Here is a 19,669-nt window from a genome sequence, read left to right as displayed (position 1 = left end):
TATTAATATTAATCTTTCGGACTGACGTACATCTTGTCAACTACTATACTTTCAGTAAGATAGGTCATGTCCGACCATTGTATCCGGTAGCATTTGGAAACTTCATCAAACACAGGTTTCTTGAACTTTCCCATGACAGGACGTTTCTCGTAAAGCACATAAAATCCGCGTTCATAATGAAGTATCTTAACGACCTTCCGGTTCCTGGACATGAACATATATACATTGGATGCATCGCTCGGGTCAAGTGACATCTCTTCCCTTATACTCTCACACAGGCGGAAGATTCCTTTCCGCAAATCCACATTACCGTTAAACAGGTAATAGTTCAGGTTAGCACTCAGTCCAAGCATATCATCCTATCATTTTATTAAGCAACAGGCTCAAGTCAAGAACTGTGGTGTTTCTCAGGAACAGTGTGGCACCTGATGTCAATTGCAGCTTAACCCATCTTATAGGAGATTCACCTTCAGGTTGTTTCACCTCCAACTTTACGGTTGGACTGTTGCAAGGCTTGCCGGTTATCCGGACTTTGGCAACCTTGGGTTGCTCAACCTGAACTGTCTTGCCTAACTTTTCGCTCCATAGCTGATGACGCTGCCAGTTCATGAACTTGTCGTAATTTACTCCATAATCCGCACAGAACTCACGAAGATCCTTGGTCTCACTGCATAACTGATAGAGGTCATATACCTCCTGGTAGTTTACTTTTTCTTTTGCCATAATCATTGTTGTTTAAGGGTTACGGCGCAAAGGTAGGTTTAGGGAACATGCGTGTCAAGGCGGAAAATAGAATGGTTACCTTGTGTATAATCGGTGTACCTACACAAGCCTTATTGTATGTCATTCCTTTCCTGTATGGTCTTTCCTTGGAAAGGGAAGCCTTCGGAGTATCCTGCGTGCCGCATGATGCGGAAGAGTCCGGCTGTGGAACCTCGCCTGATGGAGCAGTAGGAGTACCGTCAAAATCATCCTTGTCATCATGCTTCCCTTTTACGACCCTTTTACGGTCAATACCTTTGAGGCTTCCGGAAGAGGCATAGGCCTGGGTATTCATAATGGAAAGACGTTCTAAAAGGGCATTATACTTCTTCTCAAGCTTTCTGTATTCCTTGTCGCGAAGTTTGTATTCAAGAACAACCTTCTCCGCATTGCTGTTTGCCTCAAGCAAGGCTTTCAAAAGAGAGGCATTCTCACGTTTGACTTCCTTCAGGTCTTTTCCTATTTCATCAAGTCGTGCTATCATTTCATCAAGCTGCCTGCTCTTTTTCTGATTCTCCTCAAACAGGAACAGGGCGAACCTCTTTATCTGCTCATTATCCATACCTTCAAGGGGTGTATGCTCCTTTTCGGGTCTGTTCATCATCTCTTCAAGATGCTTGCGTCTGAGTGTGTTTTCTATGAGTTCTTCCAGTTCCATGTTCTCTGATATTTTATGTAAAGATACTCATTTTCAATGAGATATACAAATATTTAGAGAACTTCTATCACTGATTGCCAGAGTTTTATCTTTAAATTCTTATACTCGTTATTACTGGAGTTTCAAGTATCGTGACCAGGTCTTTCCAGTCTATTTTATATACTGTCACATCGTCCTTGCGCTCTATTTTCATGAACTTATAGCCCTTAATGAAAGACTTCTCATGAAGGTAGTAGGCATTGCGCTCATAGTGTATCATACGAACCTTGCGCTGGTCTTTAGACATGAACATGTAAACATCACCATTCAATGGATCACGGTGGTATCGACCTCGGATTATCTCGCATATACGCTGAGCCTTGCATCTCATATCGTGAAGCTCAGGAAGGTAGTAGAAGTTGTGAAGACCGTTGATGCTCAGCATAAGCCCTCCAGTTTCCCTACCAGTGTTTTCAGCCCCTGATAGTCTAAGCCTTTCTTCTGTATGCACAAGCCCTCACGAGTTCTTATCGTCACCATAATGCTTCCTTTATGGGGAGTTGTACGTTTGGGCTTGTCTTTAGCAACCTCCTGTCGTTCTTCATTACCTGTCCGAATCAGCTCTTCCGGAATTCCTTCAACTTCTACAGGTACAACCTTTTTCTGTGTCTTCTTGAACCAGTCATAGAATGCCGTGTATGGAATATTGTTGCCAATGCAGGACGAGTTGATGGAAACTCCATTGGGCTCACCCTCGGTTTTGTAGAGGAACCACAGTCTTTCAAAATCTTTTTCGCTAAACATAATCTTTCGAGTTTTAAGTTTAGCACGAAGGTATGCGAAAGAGACATGCTAGTCAATACGCCAATTTTGGAAGCTTACTCAAAGAACGATTCAGATGCCATAAATTCGGTTTCGAAGATATGGTGATTCTTATTGCTTGTGGATTACACAACTTCAGAATCAGACACAAAATGAGTCATATAACAAATTAATCTATATAATGTCTAATGTAAAAAAGAAAATTTACCGCTCCAATCCCTATGCAGTAAAGCTCACTTACCTATCTGTAATACCTTTTCTTCAAACTCATCTCGGTTTCCTAGAGCCTTATTCCGAAGTTTTGTACGATAATTATAAATTGTACTCATGGAGCAACGTAAAAAGCCTGCTATTTTCGCACTATCGGTAACACCTAAACGCAGCAAAGCATAAATACGAAGTTCCTTATTCAACAAGTGTCCAGATTTAGGAAATACACGTTCTTTCTCTTCCAACAAAGCATTGAATTTATCAGGGAAATTAGGGTACAGACTCAGGAAAATACTATCAAAATGCATATAAAGTGAATCAAGCTCTTTATCGATAAACGTGGTCGACTTCAATCGTTTCAGCAATGCTTCATAATGTCTATTAATAGTCAGTTTATAAATCTCAGTCTGATAGATTTCCATTTTATCTATATATTCGGAACATAACTCAAAGAATTGGGCAATATATTTCTCTTTTACCTCATTCAATTCCATTAACGAATCATTATGCTTATTTAATTCCTGATTCATCTCATTCAATGTTTCATTCAGCTCCTTTAGCTTTTTATGACTCTTAGACAAAGCCTCTTTCATCCGTACCGTTTTGCGCATCTGATAATAAATGATAACAAGCAGAAGCACCAATAACACAGCAAGAAAACAAGCTACTGCAAGATAAGCCAACAAATTCGACTTCACCTTAGCCGCTTTTATCTTATAAGAAGTATTAATGACAGAATAAAAATGATACATCTGTGCAGCTCTAAAATGGATATTCGAAGCCATAGCATCATCTATCGAAGATTGGGTGTATTTATATGCCAGGTCTATATTCTTTTCCTTATAAGCAATATTTGCCAAACACTGGATGGAGAAGTTCTCACGTGTAGCATTCTGCAAATCGGCAATGGTAGAAAGAAGATAATATTCCTTTTCCTTTTTAAGAATTCCCATATTCCCGTACAGTCCCGCCAAATAACAAGTTACTATAGCGTATTCGGGAGAGCCCAACTCCTCCGTTGCAAGCAATGCCAACAGTATCTGTTGGGCCTTCTTTGGATCTGTTTTCGACAAAGAACCTGCATAATGAATCTTATAAAGATAAGAATCAGGAGAGGCTGTAGCTAAAATCGAATCCGAATAAATCTGCTCATATCTAGCAGCATATTGGTTATTTGACGTAGAAATTGCATAATATTCCCAATAACATCGATAAGCTTCATAGTAATAAGGATACAAATGCTTTAAATTTTCCGGAATAGAGATACTTTTTAAGATATCTTCCGCTTCCCTATACTTCCCACACATCGAATAAAGTATCGAAAGGTTAAGATTTCCAGTGAGTTCGTCCTCATGTTTTCCTAGTGCCAAAGCTATTTCAATATTTCTCTGCTGATAATGCATCGCAGAATCCACATTAAACTTTTTATATTCTAAATATAGCCTGTCATTCAAGTCGTATTCTTGTAAAATAGAAATATTCGATTCTTGAAGCAATTGTTTGATAGCCTGTATCTTCTGCTCTTTTTTTTCCACATATACTTGTTTGTTATCCAATACAACATTCAGCGAATCTACCAGTTGCTCCAAAGGTATATCAGCATATCCCGATAAAGTGTTCCCCAATAATAATATAATAAAAAAGATGCTTTCCCGTATGTGTTCTTCCCAATTCATGTTTTTCAGTATTACAAACCCTGCCAAATATATATATTTTCTCCCAAACACCAATAAAAACACGATATATATATTTTAACGCATCTACATTTTTCTCTCATCACAAAACAGCAAACCAACTAATAATCAAGAAATAAAAGAAAATAATAATCTACAACTATCATTCAAAAGTAAATACGCATATAATCATTCACTATTTTTGAGAAACCAAACAAAATAAAAAATAATATTATGAACACATTACTTTTTTTAGGTTCAATAGGAACTTCAGAGATTCTTCTCATTGCATTTGTAGTTTTATTGCTATTTGGAGGTAAAAAGATTCCAGAACTTATGCGTGGCATAGGAAAAGGAGTCAGAAACTTCAAAGAGGGAGTAAACGGAATAGAAAAGGATATCAATAAAGATATAGAAATAAAAGATACGACAGAATCCAAATAAGACTTATAATATAAAAATATACAATGGAAAGCAACGCAGAAATGTCTTTTTGGGACCATCTTGAAGAACTAAGATGGATGCTGTTCAGAGTACTGATAGGCTTGGTATTTTTCATGATACTTAGCTTTATCTTTATGCCTTATCTATTCGAAACAATAGTAATGGCTCCCTGTAACAAAGATTTTTTCCTTTACCAGCTGATGAACAGAATCGGTTCATCTACCCATGTTATTCCAGACTTCCTGCATAAGCCTTTTCAGGTCGAAATAATAAATATCAAACTTGCTTCCCAGCTTTTCATACACATGTCATTATCGTTCTGGACTGCACTATTTATTACTTTTCCTTATTTAGTATACGAAATATGGAAATTTATATGTCCAGCACTTTATGAAAATGAAAAGAATGGAATCAGGTGGACTTTTTTGTTTGGAACCATTATGTTCTTTTTAGGAAGTTCTATCGGATATTTCATTGTATTTCCACTTACATTAAGGTTTTTATACACCTATGAATTGAGTTCGTTAATTACCAATCAATTGGCATTGGATTCATACATGAATAACTTCCTTATGTTAATTTTCATGATGGGAATCGTATTCGAACTGCCGCTTCTATCGATGTTGTTTTCCAAGTTAGGATTTCTTAAACGCTCCTTCTTCGGAAAATACAGACGGCATGCTATTACTGCCATATTGGTTATAGCAGCTATTATCACGCCATCTTCCGATCCATTTACATTGATGATCGTATTTATACCGATTTATATTTTATGGGAATTAAGTGCTCTGCTTGTAAAAAAAGAAGAGAAAGAAATATAACAGAATTCAACCAGTTTTTTGCATACTATGGAAATAAATAAAATACGCATAGGAATCATAGGATTAGGTAGAATGGGAAGATTCTATCTAAACGAAATGAAGAAAAGCAACCGATGGGATATATTATATATCTGTGATATCGACCCTCGTTCCAGAGAGTTGGCACAACAACTTTCTCCCGAATCAATTATAGTTTCGGATGAGCAGGTCGTTTTCGAAGATCCGAGAGTGCAGGCCGTAGGTTTATTCACACTAGCGAATTTAAGAGCTAGGCAAATTAGAAAAGCATTACAATACGGAAAACACATCCTGTCCGAAAAGCCGATAGCAGATACCATAGAAGACGAACAGGAAATGGTCCGGCTTACAGAAGCATCAGATAGAATATGCACTGTAAACCTATATCTGCGTAACTCTTGGTATCACCATCAGATAAAAAATTTTATCCAATCGGGAGAGTTGGGAGAACTGGCTATTATCCGTATATGCCACATGACTCCAGGGTTAGTTCCCGGAGAAGGGCATGAACACGAAGGTCCAGCTTTTCATGACTGTGGCATGCATTATGTAGACATCGCACGCTGGTATGCTGAAAGCGAATATGCAACCTGGCATGCACAAGCTGTAAAAATGTGGAATTACCAAGAGCCCTGGTGGTTACAGTGCCACGGTACATTTCAGAATGGAATTACTTTCGACATTACGCAAGGGTTCGTTTACGGGCAATTGGCTAAAGACCAGACACACAATTCATATATAGACATCATAGGCACCAAAGGAATAGCTCGGATGACACATGATTTTAAGACTGCCGTTGTGGAACTACGAGGGGTAAGCAAAACTCAACGCATTGAGAAACCATTCGGAGGGAAAAATATTGATGTGTTATGCGATTTATTTGCAGACAGCATACAAGCAGGAAAGGCATTGGATTCACTTCCGCAAATGCGGGATTCTGCCATTGCTTCCGAATATGCATGGCAATTCCTGCAAGACGCCCAAACACATGCATTGCCCGCCATAGGTAATCTGGAAACTCTTGAACAAATCAGAGAACGAAGACGAACAATGAAAAACGGATATGGGTTACTAAGAAAATAACAACTATCTTAACTTATTAATTAATAACTTTAAATGTAAGATTATGTCAAACTTAACAAGACGAGATTTTCTAAAATCAGGAGCTGCCGCTTTAGCTGGTATAACCATTGCTCCAAGTTCAATTCTAGGAAAAAGCTTCGGCCATGTTTCACCTTCCGACAAGCTTAATATTGCTGCTGTAGGAATTGGAGGTATAGGACATGCCAACATAAATGCAGTAAAAAACACAGAAAATATTGTTGCGCTTTGCGACGTAGACTGGAAATATGCTAAAGGGGTATTCGATGAATTCCCAAATGCAAAGAAATACTGGGACTATCGCAAAATGTACGATGAAATGGGAAAATCAATCGACGGAGTCATCATTGCAACTGCCGACCATACCCATGCTATCATTACAGCCGATGCCATGACAATGGGCAAACACGTTTATTGCCAGAAACCTCTAACACACTCAGTATACGAATCACGTTTGCTTACCCGACTGGCCAAATCGACAGGAGTAGTAACTCAGATGGGAAACCAGGGAGCATCCAATGAAGGAACTGCCCTCGTATGTGAATGGATCTGGAACGGTGAAATTGGAGAAGTAACCAAAGTGGAATGTGCTACCGACCGCCCTATCTGGCCACAAGGACTGAATATGCCTGAAAAAGAGGACAGAATTCCCAAAACATTAGATTGGGACTTATTCACAGGACCTGCCAAACTGAATCCATACAACTCTATCTATCATCCATGGAACTGGCGAGGATGGTGGGATTATGGAACAGGCGCATTGGGAGACATGGCTTGCCACATCCTGCACCAGCCATTCAAGGCACTCCATCTGGGCTACCCTACTAAAGTAGAAGCCTCATCTACACTGCTTCTGAATGCTTGTGCTCCTCAGGCACAACACGTGAAAATGATTTTCCCAGCACGCGACAATATGCCGAAAGTAGCAATGCCGGAAGTAGAGGTACACTGGTACGACGGCGGTATGATGCCCGACCGTCCGAAAGGTTTCCCAGAAGGCAAACAACTGATGGGCCCCGGTGGTGGTCTGACCATCTTCCACGGTACCAAAGATACACTGATTTGCGGATGCTACGGCGAACAACCTTTTTTGTTGTCCGGTCGTGTGCCTAACGCACCTAAAGTATGCCGCCGCGTAAAAACTTCACACGAAATGGACTGGGTAAGAGCTTGTAAAGAATCGCCAGAAAGCCGTGTCGCTACCTTGTCCGACTTCTCGGAAGCAGGTCCACTGAACGAAATGGTTGTAATGGGAGTATTGGCAGTACGCCTGCAAGGCTTGAACAAGACTTTGGAATGGGATGGAACCAATATGCGTTTCACCAACATTAGCGACAACGAAACTATCAAGACATGTATCAAAGACGGATTCACTATCCACGACGGTCATCCTTCATTCAATAAGACTTGGACAGATCCGGTAAATGCAAAAGCCTTTTCAGAAGAATTAATTAAACATCATTACCGCACAGGATGGGCTTTGCCAGATATGCCTAAATAATTAACACACTGATATTAATAAAAATCATTAAACGACAATATTATGAAACGAATTTTTTATTCTTTGGTTTTTGCTACATTGGCAGGAGGAATGACTGCTTGTGGCGGTGGTGCTAAAAACAACAACGCAGCTCAGGAAGAGACAGCGGCTACAACTCAAATGATTTCTTATTCAAAATTACTGAAAGCTCCCGAAACAGACAGTTTGTCTTTACCTGTTGATAAAGACGGATATATTACCATCTTCGACGGAAAGACTTTCAACGGATGGAGAGGTTATGGGAAAGACCGGGTACCTTCTAAATGGACAATTGAAGACGGTTGTATCAAGTTTAACGGTAGCGGTGGCGGTGAAGCTCAGGACGGTGATGGCGGCGACTTGATTTTTGCACATAAATTCCGCAATTTCGAACTGGAATTGGAATGGAAAATCTCTAAAGGAGGTAACTCAGGTATTATGTATCTGGCACAGGAAGTGACTTCAAAAGATAAGGATGGAAATGAAATCATAGAGCCTATCTATATCTCTGCTCCGGAGTATCAAGTATTGGATAATGCCAACCATCCGGATGCAAAATTGGGAAAAGACAATAACAGACAGTCGGCTTCTCTGTATGATATGATTCCGGCAGTTCCACAAAACGCAAAACCTTTCGGTGAATGGAACAAGGCTAAAATTATGGTATATAAAGGTACTGTAGTACACGGACAGAATGGAGAAAATGTATTGGAATATCACTTGTGGACTCCAAAATGGACAGAAATGCTTCAAGCCAGCAAATTCAGCAAGGAAAAATGGCCTCTTGCCTTCGAACTGCTGAACAACTGCGGCGGAGAAAAGCGCGAAGGATTCATCGGTCTCCAGGATCATGGCGATGATGTATGGTTCCGAAATATCCGCGTAAAGGTATTAGACTAACTCACACATAACATTTTCATTTCTTTTTAAGTCGGCTTAGCATACAGACTCAGTCTATCTGAGCCGGCTTGCTCTATCTTATATCACTATGAAAAAGGCATATCTTATACTCTGCTGCACAACCCTTTGTGCATACGGACAAGTTCAATCTGAACAGCATACCGAAATTCAGGTTTCCAAAGAAGTATCCATTCAGCTTTATTCGGTAAGAGATTTACTCAACCAGCTACACCAAGAGCAGACTGCTTCCGAGCAATATCTCAAGGTGTTGAATGAACTCAAGCAAATGGGATATACCAGTATAGAAGCCGCCAACTATCACAATGGTTTGTTTTATGGGCGCACGCCCGAGGCCTTCAAACAAGACATTGAACAGGCCGGAATGCAAGTTTTGTCTTCACACTGTGGCAAAGGCCTGAGTGAAGAAGAACTGAAATCAGGCAATTTTTCTTCATCATTGGAATGGTGGAAAAAATGTATCAGTGACCATAAAAAGGCAGGAATGAAATACATCGTCTGTCCATGGATGGATATTCCTAAATCATTGAAAGATTTGGATACTTACTGCAAATATTACAATGAAATTGGTAAACTCTGCAAAGTAGAAGGTATTTCGTTTGGCTACCACAACCATGCACATGAATTCCAGAAAATAGAAAACCAGACCGTTATGTATGACTATATGCTGGAACACACCAACCCCGACTATGTATTTTTCCAAATGGACGTATATTGGGTAGTACGCGGTCAGAACAGTCCGGTAGACTATTTCAAGAAATATCCGGGAAGATTCAAGATCTTACATATCAAAGACCACCGCGAAATAGGTCAAAGCGGTATGGTAGGATATGATGCCATCTTCAAGCATATCAAACAAGCAGGTGTACAGGCGATTGTAGCCGAAATAGAACAATACAGCACTCCAAATGTAATGAAGAGCGTGAAGGAAAGTCTGGAGTATTTGCAGGAAGCAGATTTCGTACCTGCACAATATAATCAATAGATTCATATATTGGCGAATTCTTTTTACAGTAAAATTCAACAATTTTTCAGAATATAATCAATAACCTTTTACTTATCAACAAGTTTTATTAGAATAGTCTATTCAGCAAATAATCCAAACTCAATAATGTCAAAAGTCAAAGGCAGTCTTGATTAGACTCGTTTATTTGATAATTTAAAGTTTTAGTCCACCTACTATTTTTTTAATAGACACTACTGATGTTATATGAATAATAGACATTATATAGATTAATTTGTTATATGACTCATTTTGTGTCTGATTCTGAAGTTGTGTAATCCACAAGCAATAAGAATCACCATATCTTCGAAACCGAATTTATGGCATCTGAATCGTTCTTTGACAATACGGCATTTTTTCATACCACCTATGGCATGCTCCACTTTAATCCTGATTCCGGAAATCCGCTTGTTCTCTTGTTTTTCAACAGCAGTAAGCTCTTTTCCTTTTGGTTTCTTCCTGGGCATGCATATTTCAACTCCATCCGGTCTGTGTCCGATGAAACCTGTATCTTGCCAGAGCCTAATACCTCTGGGGAGTAGAAGAGGTTCTTCATCACAAATCTTCTTATCATGGACATGACCTTCGTATGTAGAACTCAGCCATACAATCCTAAGATTGTTGGAACACAACAGGTTATTCTTTTATGCTATGAGTTTTTTTTACCACTATAGCATGCAGACTGCCTGTCTTCATCCAAAGGGCGTTGAATAGGTCGCTCGGTTCCGTCCAGCAAGACTTCTTCGCATCCTTGAAGGATGTGTATCAGACGTTTGGAGTTACGGTCGGGTAATTCACCAAGCGTTTTCAATGTACGACGGAGAATCTCAGAAAGAAGGTGAATCCACCTGTCGACCTGGGGCTGGGTCATCTCAAACTGAATGGCATGGAGTTCCTGAAGGGGGGTGGTCTTCAGATATACCAATATGAAGAACATTTTGTCCTGAATCAGAGGCAACACACTGGTCTTCCTGTTGTAAGATATACGTTGACGCACTTTGCCTTCCAAAGTGAAATGGCTGTAATATTCATCCCAATGGTACTTGAAAGTTACCAGCAAGGCATCAAACTCAACAGGAGTTAATCCTGTCGCTGCAAGCACTTGGCTATGACGGTGGCGAATCTTGTCGTAATACATCAATTGAACTTTTTAGACCACAAAGAGAAGTCAAAGAACGCTTTAATCAATTAGTCGATATAAACTCTAATTATTATTTAAATAATCTAACCTGAATAATTCATAGTCTCCACAAAAAAGAGAACGCCCTTCTTGTATATTTGCAAGAAAAGCATTAACTTTAAGGTGTTAAAAATAAACTTAATACCGGCGTTCTCATGTGCAAAGATACAACAAATAACGGAGTCAGTCAAGAGAAAAATCTTTTTTCTTTTCAAGACGTGCTTCCTGACAGGAAAATTCAGGTCGATTTCAATGCCCCGGACATCTCGTCCAATGGAGGACTGGTGCTTGTCGGTCTAATGAAAGACAGCATAGCGCGAAAGATAGCGCGCCTAATTCCGGATTATCGAAATCAACTTTTCGTACAGCATTCCTACGAAGAGATGGTCTGCCAGCGTGTCGGACAGATAATGTGCGGCTACGAGGATGCCAACGACTGCGACCGCCTGCGCCACGACAGTGCCCTTAAGATGAGCGTGGGCCGCAAGGCATCGGATCCCGGCCTGTGCTCACAACCGACGATGACACGGCTTGAGAATCATATTGACAAAAGGACCTTATGGAAAATAGCAGAACTGTTTGTCAAGGACTACATCTCATCCTTCGACAAAGCTCCGCGTAAGATTATTCTTGACGTTGACGATACAAATGCCAACACATACGGGGCGCAGCAGCTGTCGCTGTTCAATGATTACTATGACGAATACTGCTACATGCCGATGGTTATTTTCGACGGTATGAACGGCAAGCTGATACTTCCTCTACTGAGACCGGGACGACGCAACAAGTCGCTGAACATCTTCGGTATACTGCGCAGAGTCATTGAATACATCCATAAGGAATGGCCTCACACAATAATAGAACTCCGCGGGGACAGTCATTTCTGCAGCCATGAGTTTATGGACTGGGTCAAGACACATCTTTATGTGAGATTTATCACAGGGCTGTCGGGCAATCCTGCGCTTATGAAGAAAATCGACAAGCAATTGCGCCGTGCCAAGGGGGATTTCGAACTTCACCATGAGGATGTACGCCGTTACTACAGCTTTGAGTACAAAGCCAAATCATGGAAATACAGACAGAGGGTGATTGCAAAAATCGAAGTCTCCGACAAGGGTGTAAACGTCCGCTTCATAGTCACAAGCAACCGTAACAACAAGCCCGAGACAGTATATCGACGTTACTGTAAGCGCGGCACAATGGAGCTATGGATAAAAGACCTGAAGTATTTTCGAGCCGACAGGATGTCGTGCAGTTCTTTCAGAGCCAATATGTTCCGGCTGTTTCTATATGGCGCGGCATATGTGACCGCATACCGTCTCAGGTCGAAGGCTTTCTCCAATACAGAGGTCGGCGCCTTCACGATGGACAGCTTCATGAAGCGGATTATGCTGAGTGCCGTCTTCATAGTCGAAAAAAAGACTTTTATAAGGTTCAGCTTTTCCCCACACCATCGACACCTTGAAGCTTTGTCGCAAGCCTTGACGAGACTCTCTGCCTGACAAGTGGAATAATCTGAAATCAACCTGAGTCCGATTCTGTAATCGGACTTATAAGTCATATCCGCTCCATAAAAATGGACGTGATAATCAGACCTGAGCATGCCGAAATCAAGGCTTCGGACAGGATTATAACTCTACATCAAGCGGTCATTCGATGATAGACATTAGTTGGAGGCTTCAGATTGTCCCCATATCTGTTTTGATAACCTGAAATGAATCCACTATGAATAATGTAGGCTAATATATTAAAAACATGCTTAAACTTAAATCATACTTCGTTATAGGAATAACAATATCCACTTGTATTCCTTATGCAAACACAATAGCAAACTCTAATGTAAAAGGAAGTAAAATTCACATTACATCAAAAGCAAACTCTTTTCTAGACCAAAATCCTTCTCAAAAGAAAATTATAATCAATGGTATAGTAAGAGATGCTCAACAAGAACCATTAATTGGGGTGAATATTCGTATTAAAGGAACTGGAGATGGAACTATAAGTGACTTAAATGGTCAATACTTTTTGGAAGTTCCTAACAAACAAGCCATATTAGAGTTCAGTTATGTCGGATATGAAACCCAAGAAATAGTTGTTGGAAATCAGATTAACATCAACGTAAATTTAAAAGAAGAATCTAACAGTTTGGATGAAGTTGTCGTAGTTGGTTATGGTAACCAAAAAAAGGTGTCGGTTGTAGGTTCTATTACATCTGTACGCCCCGAAGCCTTACAACAAGGAACGACACGTGCCGTATCCAATAACTTAGCAGGACAATTAGCCGGTGTCATTGCCGTACAGCGTTCCGGTGAACCGGGAGCAGATGGTTCCAACTTTTGGATTCGCGGTATATCTTCTTTCCAAGGAGCCGGTCGTGATCCATTGGTACTGGTGGACGGTATAGAACGTACACTTGATGACTTATCCGCAGCAGAAATCGAATCCTTCTCCGTTCTCAAAGATGCCGCTGCCAGTGCTGTATATGGTGTGAGAGGAGCCAATGGAGTAATCATTGTAAAAACCAAACGAGGACAAATGGGAAAACCTCAAGTAAACTTCCATCTAGAACAAGGATTTACCCAGCCTGTGCAACTACCGGAGTATATAGGTTCGGCCGAATATTTGGACTTGATGAATGAGTTATATCTAGATGCCGGAAACCCCAACCCTCTTTACACGGCAGAAACAATTGACAAATACCGCAACAACGCTGATCCGGAATTATACCCTAACGTAAACTGGCTGGATGCTGTATCCAAGAACGTAGCCTCTAACACTAGAGGAGATTTAACCATTACCGGAGGTAGTGATATTTTAAGATATGCTTTGGTTGCATCCTATTATGGCGAACGGGGAATTATGGAATCCGACCCTAATCAAAATTGGGGTGGCATGAAGTTAAACAAATACAATGTACGCTCAAATGTAGACATCAACATCACCAAATCTACAATTGTAGGAGTGAGTATAGGTGGTTATTTACAAGAAACCAACAATCCCTCTACCTCCATCAGTGACATTTGGAATTGGGCATTTGAAACTCCTCCTTTCCAACACCCTATTCAATATTCTGATAATAGAAACGTACGAGTAACAGAACGTCATAATCCATGGACAGAATTAACCCAACACGGATACAGTAAAGGAACCGCCTCAAAGATTGAATCTCTCTTTTCTGTAGAACAGGATCTATCCTTCCTGACAAAAGGACTTAAAATCAAAGCACTGTTTTCTTTTGACCGTTATGCCAACTCATGGGTGAAACGTACTCGAACTCCGACCTACTACAACCCAGCTACCGGCCGAGATGAAAACGGAGATTTAATTCTTTCCGTAGGTACGGACGGACAAGATTTTCTTGACACTTCAAAAGAATCTGAATGGGGAAATAAAGCAACCTATTTTGAAGCCAATCTTAACTACGAACGTACTTTTGGGAAACATGCCATTGGAGCCATGTTCTTGTATAACCAGCGTGATTATAGTGATGGAGACGTAGTACCCTACCGTAGAATGGGGATTGCCGGACGTGGCTCATATACTTATGACAATCGTTATATCGCAGAAGTAAACTTTGGATATAACGGTTCCGAAAACTTCACGAAAGGACATCGCTTTGGTTTCTTCCCTTCTGTCGCTGTCGGTTACCTGTTATCGGAAGAAAAGTTTATGGAACAATTAAAAAATACATTTTCCAAAATCAAATTTCGTGCTTCATGGGGGTTGACTGGAAATGACCAACTCTCCGGACGTCGATTTGCCTTCCTTCCAACCATTGACACAGACGGTTCTTATAAATGGGGAATCAATAACGACTACAACCGCGCTTCACGGTTTGAAGGAGAATATGGAGTAGAAAACCTAACTTGGGAAACAGTAGAAAAGCTCAATGTAGGATTGGAACTCGGATTATGGAATGCGTTGGAATTACAAATCGATTGGTTTAAGGAACAGCGAAGAAACATCTTTATGCAGCGAAGAAATATCCCTAGCGCTGCCGGATTCAGAAAGGCCCCATGGGCAAACTTCGGAAAAGTCAATAACGGTGGAGTAGACGTTTCATTAAACTATAATAAAAACTTTGGCAAAGATTTATATATAGGAGTAAGAGGCACCTTTACCTATGCACATAATGAAATTATCGAACAAGATGAAACTCCCGGAGTTCTAGGTACCAACAGACAGCGTACCGGTCATTCCGTAGACGAACTGTTTGGACTTGTAGCAGAAGGACTATTTACAGAAGATGACTTCATCACCAATGAACAAGGAGAATTAGTCCTGAAAGAAGACATACCTGCACATACATTCAACAATGTAAGACCAGGTGATATCCGCTACAAAGACGTAGATGGAGACGGAGCCATTACTACAAAAGATGAAGTAGCAATGGGGGGAACCGTAAATCCTGAAATTGTCTATGGATTTGGAGCCAATGCCCGCTATAAGAATTTTGATTTCAATATCTTTTTCCAAGGAAATGGACGTACGTATCGATTCATTGGAGGAGTTGCTGGAAATTTCCTACCGGGAGCTTCACAGGGTACTATTGGAAATATCCTTACTAACTACAACGATAGATGGACGCCGGAAAATCCGACCCAAGATGCATTTTACCCACGTTTGTCGTATGGTCCAAACACTAACAACAGCCAAAACTCAACATGGTGGTATCGCAATATGAGTATGTTGCGTATGAAGGATGTCGAAATCGGATATACTTTCCCTCAAACTTGGGTAAATAAAGCCGGACTAAGTAACATCCGCCTTTATGTAAAAGGATCTAACCTACTCACATTCTCAGGATTTGATTTATGGGATCCTGAACTGGATACACAAACCGGTGCAAAATACCCTATTATGAAATCTATATCTGTGGGATTCGATATAAACTTTTAATCATTTAACTAATAGAATATGAAAAAACTAATAAACAATATTGGCTTATCTTGCTTAGGACTTTGCCTAAACAGCTGTGTAGACTTCATTGACAATGCCCCTGATGATACCCTGACACTTGAGATGGTCTTTGATGATAAAGTACGAATGGAAGACTGGCTTTCCGGAGTATACAATAAAATACCAGACCCATATTGGGGAATGTTGAGAGATTATGGCTATGATTCTATGGGCGATGACCTAGACCCCTCACAACGCTGGTATCAATGGTGGGGAAACACACTGAACTTTGTCATCGGACAATGGTTTACCAATTCAACATGGGATGCCGGTCTGTGGAACGGATGCCCACAAAGAATACGTTCTGCTTATCTTTTCATCGAAAATGCCCATCCGATACCGGGGCAGCATGTCACTGAACAGGATGTGGAAACTATGAAAAATGAATGTCGTTTCCTGATTGCCTACTATTATTGGATGATGCTGGAAGCCTATGGTGGTATTCCTTTCTTTGACGGACTGGCTGACGTAGAATCTCCCAATCTTATGCGAGGACAAAAAAGTTTTGACGAAATGGTCACATGGATAGACAACCAATTGGTGGAGCTTTCAAAAGTATTGCCGGAAACTTGGCTTAATAAATCCGCACAATATTATGGCAGAGCAACCTCTATTATGTGTTTAGCTGTTCGCGCCCGAATGTTGCTATTCGCTGCAAGTCCCCTAGTTAATGGGAATGAATGGTATAAAGGCTTCAAGAATTATGACGGACAAGAGCGTTTCAATTCAACATACGACCTAAAGAAATGGGAAAAAGCAGCTACTGCTTGTAAAGAATTGATTGACGCAGCACATGCAGCAGGACATGATTTAAACCGTGATTATAATGATGACGGTAGCCTTGATCCTTTTATGTCTTGTTACAATGTATTTTTCAAACGTGGCGATGTTAATAAAGAAGCTTTATTTGTTCGTCCGGACAGTAACTTTGGAGAATTTGAAAAACACTGTGTTCCACGAGGAGCTTCCGGAAATGGTGGAGTAGGTATTTACCAAACCTTAGTGGACGCATTTTCTATGCAAAATGGTAAACTTCCTATTACCGGATACAATGGCAATTATGGTACTCCTATTATCAACCAAGAATCTGGCTATACAGAAAAAGGGTTCTCGGCAGAAAAAGATATTCGTAAAACAAAATATAACTTATACCGCGGATGTCCCGGAGCTACTGTTGATTCCATTGGCAGTGATGGAGCAGTCTATAATCAAGTCGCAGCTTCCGGCACATATAATATGTATGTAAATCGCGAACCTCGATTTTACCTCACCGTAATGTGGAACCGTCAATGGTACCATCAAGCCTCTCGCGAAACTCAATTTATGTCTAACGAAATGGATGGAGGTCCAACTCATGATGCTCCACAAGCCGGTTATTTAAATAGGAAACGAGTATCCTTGGAAACCAACCAACGAGACGGACAGCACCCCTATCGTCCGGGTATCTTATATCGCTTAGGAGAAGCTTATTTAAACTATGCAGAAGCTCTGAATGAATCGGATCCCAGTAATCCAGATATTTTGAAATATCTGAATTTAATCCGTGAACGTGCAGGGGTTCCTCAATATTCCGGCAATGGTATTTCCGACGGCAAAGACAGCAACGGATTTGACCGGATTCCTTTAAACGGACAAGACGAAGTAAGAGAAGCAATCTACCATGAACGCCGCGTTGAATTATGCTGTGAAAACGGACTTCGTTACTTTGACTTACGCCGTTGGAAAAAAGCAGAGGAAGTGCTTGACCAACCAATGTATGGTATGAACTTCTCAGGAACTAAACTTTCTGATGACGAAAACGATGCAAGCTCATTCTACAAACGAGCACAGTATATTGTAAGAAAATATGAACGTAAATTCTACTGGTATCCTATCTATCAGGATGAAATTGATAAAGATCCGACTTTAGTCCAAGCACCATTTTGGAATAATCAATAATTAAACAGCTATAACAAGTATAGTTTGGCATAATATCGTTATCAAACGATAACACTGTCCAGAATTTTGTGTAGGGATATTCAGTAAATGTCCTTAAAATATATGATGGCATATGAAGATGATATAACATAATCCTCCATATGCCATTTTTCTTGTAGTTTTTCTGTATTTTCTCTCTTGATTCTAACCGTTAAGACATGACTCTCCGGAAGAAGTCTGATGCCCTCTTCAGATTCTGGTTATGAAAATCATGTCATGCCGTTTTAGCTGTTCTGGTCCTGATTTTGTCTATCATCAGTACGGCATTTGCCGTATGTATTCCGAAAAAAATCCACAGTATTTCCGTTTTCATGTTCCGTGCCTTTATCCTTGAAAGTGAATAATGTTGCTTTTGAGTTCCGAAGCTTCCTTCAAGTCTGGTGGCTCTCTCCCTTGACAGCTCACCTCTGAGAACCTTTCTCATGTGTTCATCCTTTGCAGCCCTTCCTTTGCGTACGAAGGAAGTTGATATACCATATTTAGTACAATATTTTCTGTTGGCATTATTGGCATATATGGAGTCGCCAGCCGCACATGTTACTCTCACTTTCATGAGCTTCTGCTGCATACGGATACAGTTCTTCAGGCGTATACCCTCATTGAAAGCCTTGAACGAGATGTGTTCAATGAACGATATGCCGTTTATCTGTATATTATTGACCTTCGCACCGAATTCGACGGATTTCGTTTCTTTACCTCTTACGATGGGACGCACATAATGACGGTCAACGCTGACGATACGGTCACTGACCTTACGGCCTTCAAACATTTCTTTTTCCTGTACAAGAACTTTTCTGATGATGGAAAGACGCTTCTGGTAATCCTGTGTATATTGTAGTACGGCTCCGTAATCTCTATGAATCTCATCCATCTGTATGAGAAGTTTCTCAAGAAGCCTGATCATACGACGCTTGAGCATCCTTGTTCTGGATGCTTTTCTTTTTCTTTTCTTACAGTAGGACAGATAGGTATCTGCAACATCAGCATATTTGTTGCGTGGGCGTCTTATGTCAAGCTTCTTGCAATGCCGGCAGATATGTCTGTAAAGCCATTCGAGACATTCCCAAAGGAGCTTCATGTCTGTAGGGAAACGCATATGACTCTCATAACAAGTGGCATCTGTCATGCACACGTGAAGGTTCTCAAGATATGGCTTCCAGTGTGTGGCCAGTACCTCCTGAAGGGATTCAATGTCAAGACGGGCTGCTATCTCATTACGGATGGCGCTGACTATCTTGTAGTTGGTTATGGGGGAAGACGGATCTATCATGATTCCGCAGAACATCTGGTAATGTAGGTTGTCGTTAAGATGTTCCACAAGATGTCTGTCAGAGAGTCCGGTATAGGCTTTTAGGACCATAATGGCAATCTTTGCGGAAGGACTGAATATGTTCCTGCGGCCAAGACGATTTTCAGACAGCCCCATGTTTTTTGCCATAACTTCAAAAGGAAACACTGAATGAAGCCTGCCCGGTTCACTCTCATTAAAACTCTTGCGATATTTTTCCAGAATATCAAATTCTGTAAAACCCAAGGTAGGGTGAATATCCGAAATATTTTGTATCTTAGCCATATCTTTGTTGGAGGATTTCCCCTGTTTTGGCCGTCTACATATTCCGGAGCAT

At 40.6% G+C, this 19,669-nt stretch carries 18 protein-coding genes; 9 read left to right on the top strand and 9 right to left on the bottom strand.

The genetic code is table 11. From position 1 onward, the window contains the following. Nucleotides 1–8: 8 nt before the first annotated feature. From tnpB (ACDG22_RS04005) to ACDG22_RS03980, 6 genes are all read right to left on the bottom strand, one after another. Nucleotides 9–353 (bottom strand): IS66 family insertion sequence element accessory protein TnpB, encoded by a 345-nt coding sequence (tnpB, locus tag ACDG22_RS04005; protein WP_370858786.1) that lies wholly within the window; start codon nt 351–353, stop codon nt 9–11. Nucleotide 354: 1 nt separating this feature from the next. Next, complete coding sequence (locus ACDG22_RS04000; protein WP_227994625.1) at nt 355–723, bottom strand: hypothetical protein; 369 nt, start codon at nt 721–723, stop codon at nt 355–357. A gap of 19 nt (nt 724–742) precedes the next feature. Beyond that, complete coding sequence (locus ACDG22_RS03995) at nt 743–1,420, bottom strand: hypothetical protein (protein ID WP_370858785.1); 678 nt, start codon at nt 1,418–1,420, stop codon at nt 743–745. Between the two features lie 91 nt (nt 1,421–1,511). Next, nucleotides 1,512–1,844, bottom strand: a complete 333-nt coding sequence (gene tnpB / locus ACDG22_RS03990; protein WP_148330882.1) for an IS66 family insertion sequence element accessory protein TnpB — start codon at nt 1,842–1,844, stop codon at nt 1,512–1,514. Continuing rightward, a complete protein-coding gene (locus tag ACDG22_RS03985; RefSeq protein WP_270230878.1) occupies nt 1,838–2,203 on the bottom strand; it encodes a hypothetical protein in 366 nt (121 codons plus the stop codon). Before ACDG22_RS03985 ends, tnpB (ACDG22_RS03990) begins: the two co-directional genes overlap by 7 nt. Before the next feature lie 251 nt (nt 2,204–2,454). Next, nucleotides 2,455–4,107: a DUF6377 domain-containing protein gene (locus ACDG22_RS03980; RefSeq protein WP_270231004.1), complete on the bottom strand. Its 1,653-nt coding sequence runs from the start codon at nt 4,105–4,107 to the stop codon at nt 2,455–2,457. Between the two features lie 231 nt (nt 4,108–4,338). On the opposite strand from ACDG22_RS03980, the gene ACDG22_RS03975 reads away from it, so the two are divergent. From ACDG22_RS03975 to ACDG22_RS03950, 6 genes are all read left to right on the top strand, one after another. After that, entirely contained in the window at nt 4,339–4,548 is a 210-nt protein-coding gene (locus tag ACDG22_RS03975) for a Sec-independent protein translocase subunit TatA/TatB (RefSeq protein WP_270231003.1), read from the top strand. Between the two features lie 23 nt (nt 4,549–4,571). Continuing rightward, entirely contained in the window at nt 4,572–5,369 is a 798-nt protein-coding gene (gene tatC / locus ACDG22_RS03970) for a twin-arginine translocase subunit TatC (protein WP_270231002.1), read from the top strand. Between the two features lie 27 nt (nt 5,370–5,396). Further along, nucleotides 5,397–6,470, top strand: coding sequence for a Gfo/Idh/MocA family protein (locus ACDG22_RS03965; protein ID WP_270231001.1), 1,074 nt, complete (start codon nt 5,397–5,399; stop codon nt 6,468–6,470). Between the two features lie 43 nt (nt 6,471–6,513). Beyond that, nucleotides 6,514–7,989 carry a Gfo/Idh/MocA family oxidoreductase gene (locus ACDG22_RS03960; protein ID WP_270231000.1) on the top strand — a complete coding sequence of 492 codons (1,476 nt, stop codon included), beginning with the start codon at nt 6,514–6,516 and terminating at the stop codon, nt 7,987–7,989. A gap of 42 nt (nt 7,990–8,031) precedes the next feature. Then, on the top strand, nt 8,032–8,907 hold the full coding sequence (locus ACDG22_RS03955) for a 3-keto-disaccharide hydrolase (protein WP_270230999.1): 876 nt from the start codon (nt 8,032–8,034) through the stop codon (nt 8,905–8,907). A gap of 88 nt (nt 8,908–8,995) precedes the next feature. Beyond that, a complete protein-coding gene (locus ACDG22_RS03950; RefSeq protein WP_270230998.1) occupies nt 8,996–9,910 on the top strand; it encodes a sugar phosphate isomerase/epimerase family protein in 915 nt (304 codons plus the stop codon). A gap of 248 nt (nt 9,911–10,158) precedes the next feature. On the opposite strand, the gene ACDG22_RS03945 is transcribed toward ACDG22_RS03950, so the two are convergent. Then, nucleotides 10,159–10,560 (bottom strand): transposase family protein, encoded by a 402-nt coding sequence (locus ACDG22_RS03945; protein ID WP_270230997.1) that lies wholly within the window; start codon nt 10,558–10,560, stop codon nt 10,159–10,161. A 17-nt stretch (nt 10,561–10,577) separates the two neighbouring features. Beyond that, nucleotides 10,578–11,066 (bottom strand): helix-turn-helix domain-containing protein, encoded by a 489-nt coding sequence (locus ACDG22_RS03940; protein ID WP_270230996.1) that lies wholly within the window; start codon nt 11,064–11,066, stop codon nt 10,578–10,580. A 197-nt stretch (nt 11,067–11,263) separates the two neighbouring features. On the opposite strand from ACDG22_RS03940, the gene ACDG22_RS03935 reads away from it, so the two are divergent. The 3 genes from ACDG22_RS03935 to ACDG22_RS03925 all read left to right on the top strand — a co-directional run bounded on the left by ACDG22_RS03935 (nt 11,264) and on the right by ACDG22_RS03925 (nt 18,005). Next, nucleotides 11,264–12,610 (top strand): IS1380-like element IS616 family transposase, encoded by a 1,347-nt coding sequence (locus tag ACDG22_RS03935; protein ID WP_004295325.1) that lies wholly within the window; start codon nt 11,264–11,266, stop codon nt 12,608–12,610. 253 nt (nt 12,611–12,863) lie between these two features. Then, nucleotides 12,864–16,007 carry a SusC/RagA family TonB-linked outer membrane protein gene (locus ACDG22_RS03930; protein ID WP_270230575.1) on the top strand — a complete coding sequence of 1,048 codons (3,144 nt, stop codon included), beginning with the start codon at nt 12,864–12,866 and terminating at the stop codon, nt 16,005–16,007. A gap of 18 nt (nt 16,008–16,025) precedes the next feature. Next, complete coding sequence (locus ACDG22_RS03925) at nt 16,026–18,005, top strand: RagB/SusD family nutrient uptake outer membrane protein (RefSeq protein WP_270669200.1); 1,980 nt, start codon at nt 16,026–16,028, stop codon at nt 18,003–18,005. A gap of 253 nt (nt 18,006–18,258) precedes the next feature. Here the strand turns inward: ACDG22_RS03925 and ACDG22_RS03920 are convergent, their stop codons facing one another. Then, complete coding sequence (locus tag ACDG22_RS03920) at nt 18,259–19,617, bottom strand: transposase (protein WP_370858784.1); 1,359 nt, start codon at nt 19,615–19,617, stop codon at nt 18,259–18,261. Nucleotides 19,618–19,669 lie beyond the last annotated feature (52 nt).

It is taken from the genome of Phocaeicola coprocola, assembly GCF_041333015.1.
GTDB classification, from domain to species: Bacteria; Bacteroidota; Bacteroidia; order Bacteroidales; family Bacteroidaceae; genus Phocaeicola; species Phocaeicola coprocola.
Note: the sequence above shows the minus strand (reverse complement) of the source record. Positions and strands in the feature narration are given on the sequence as shown.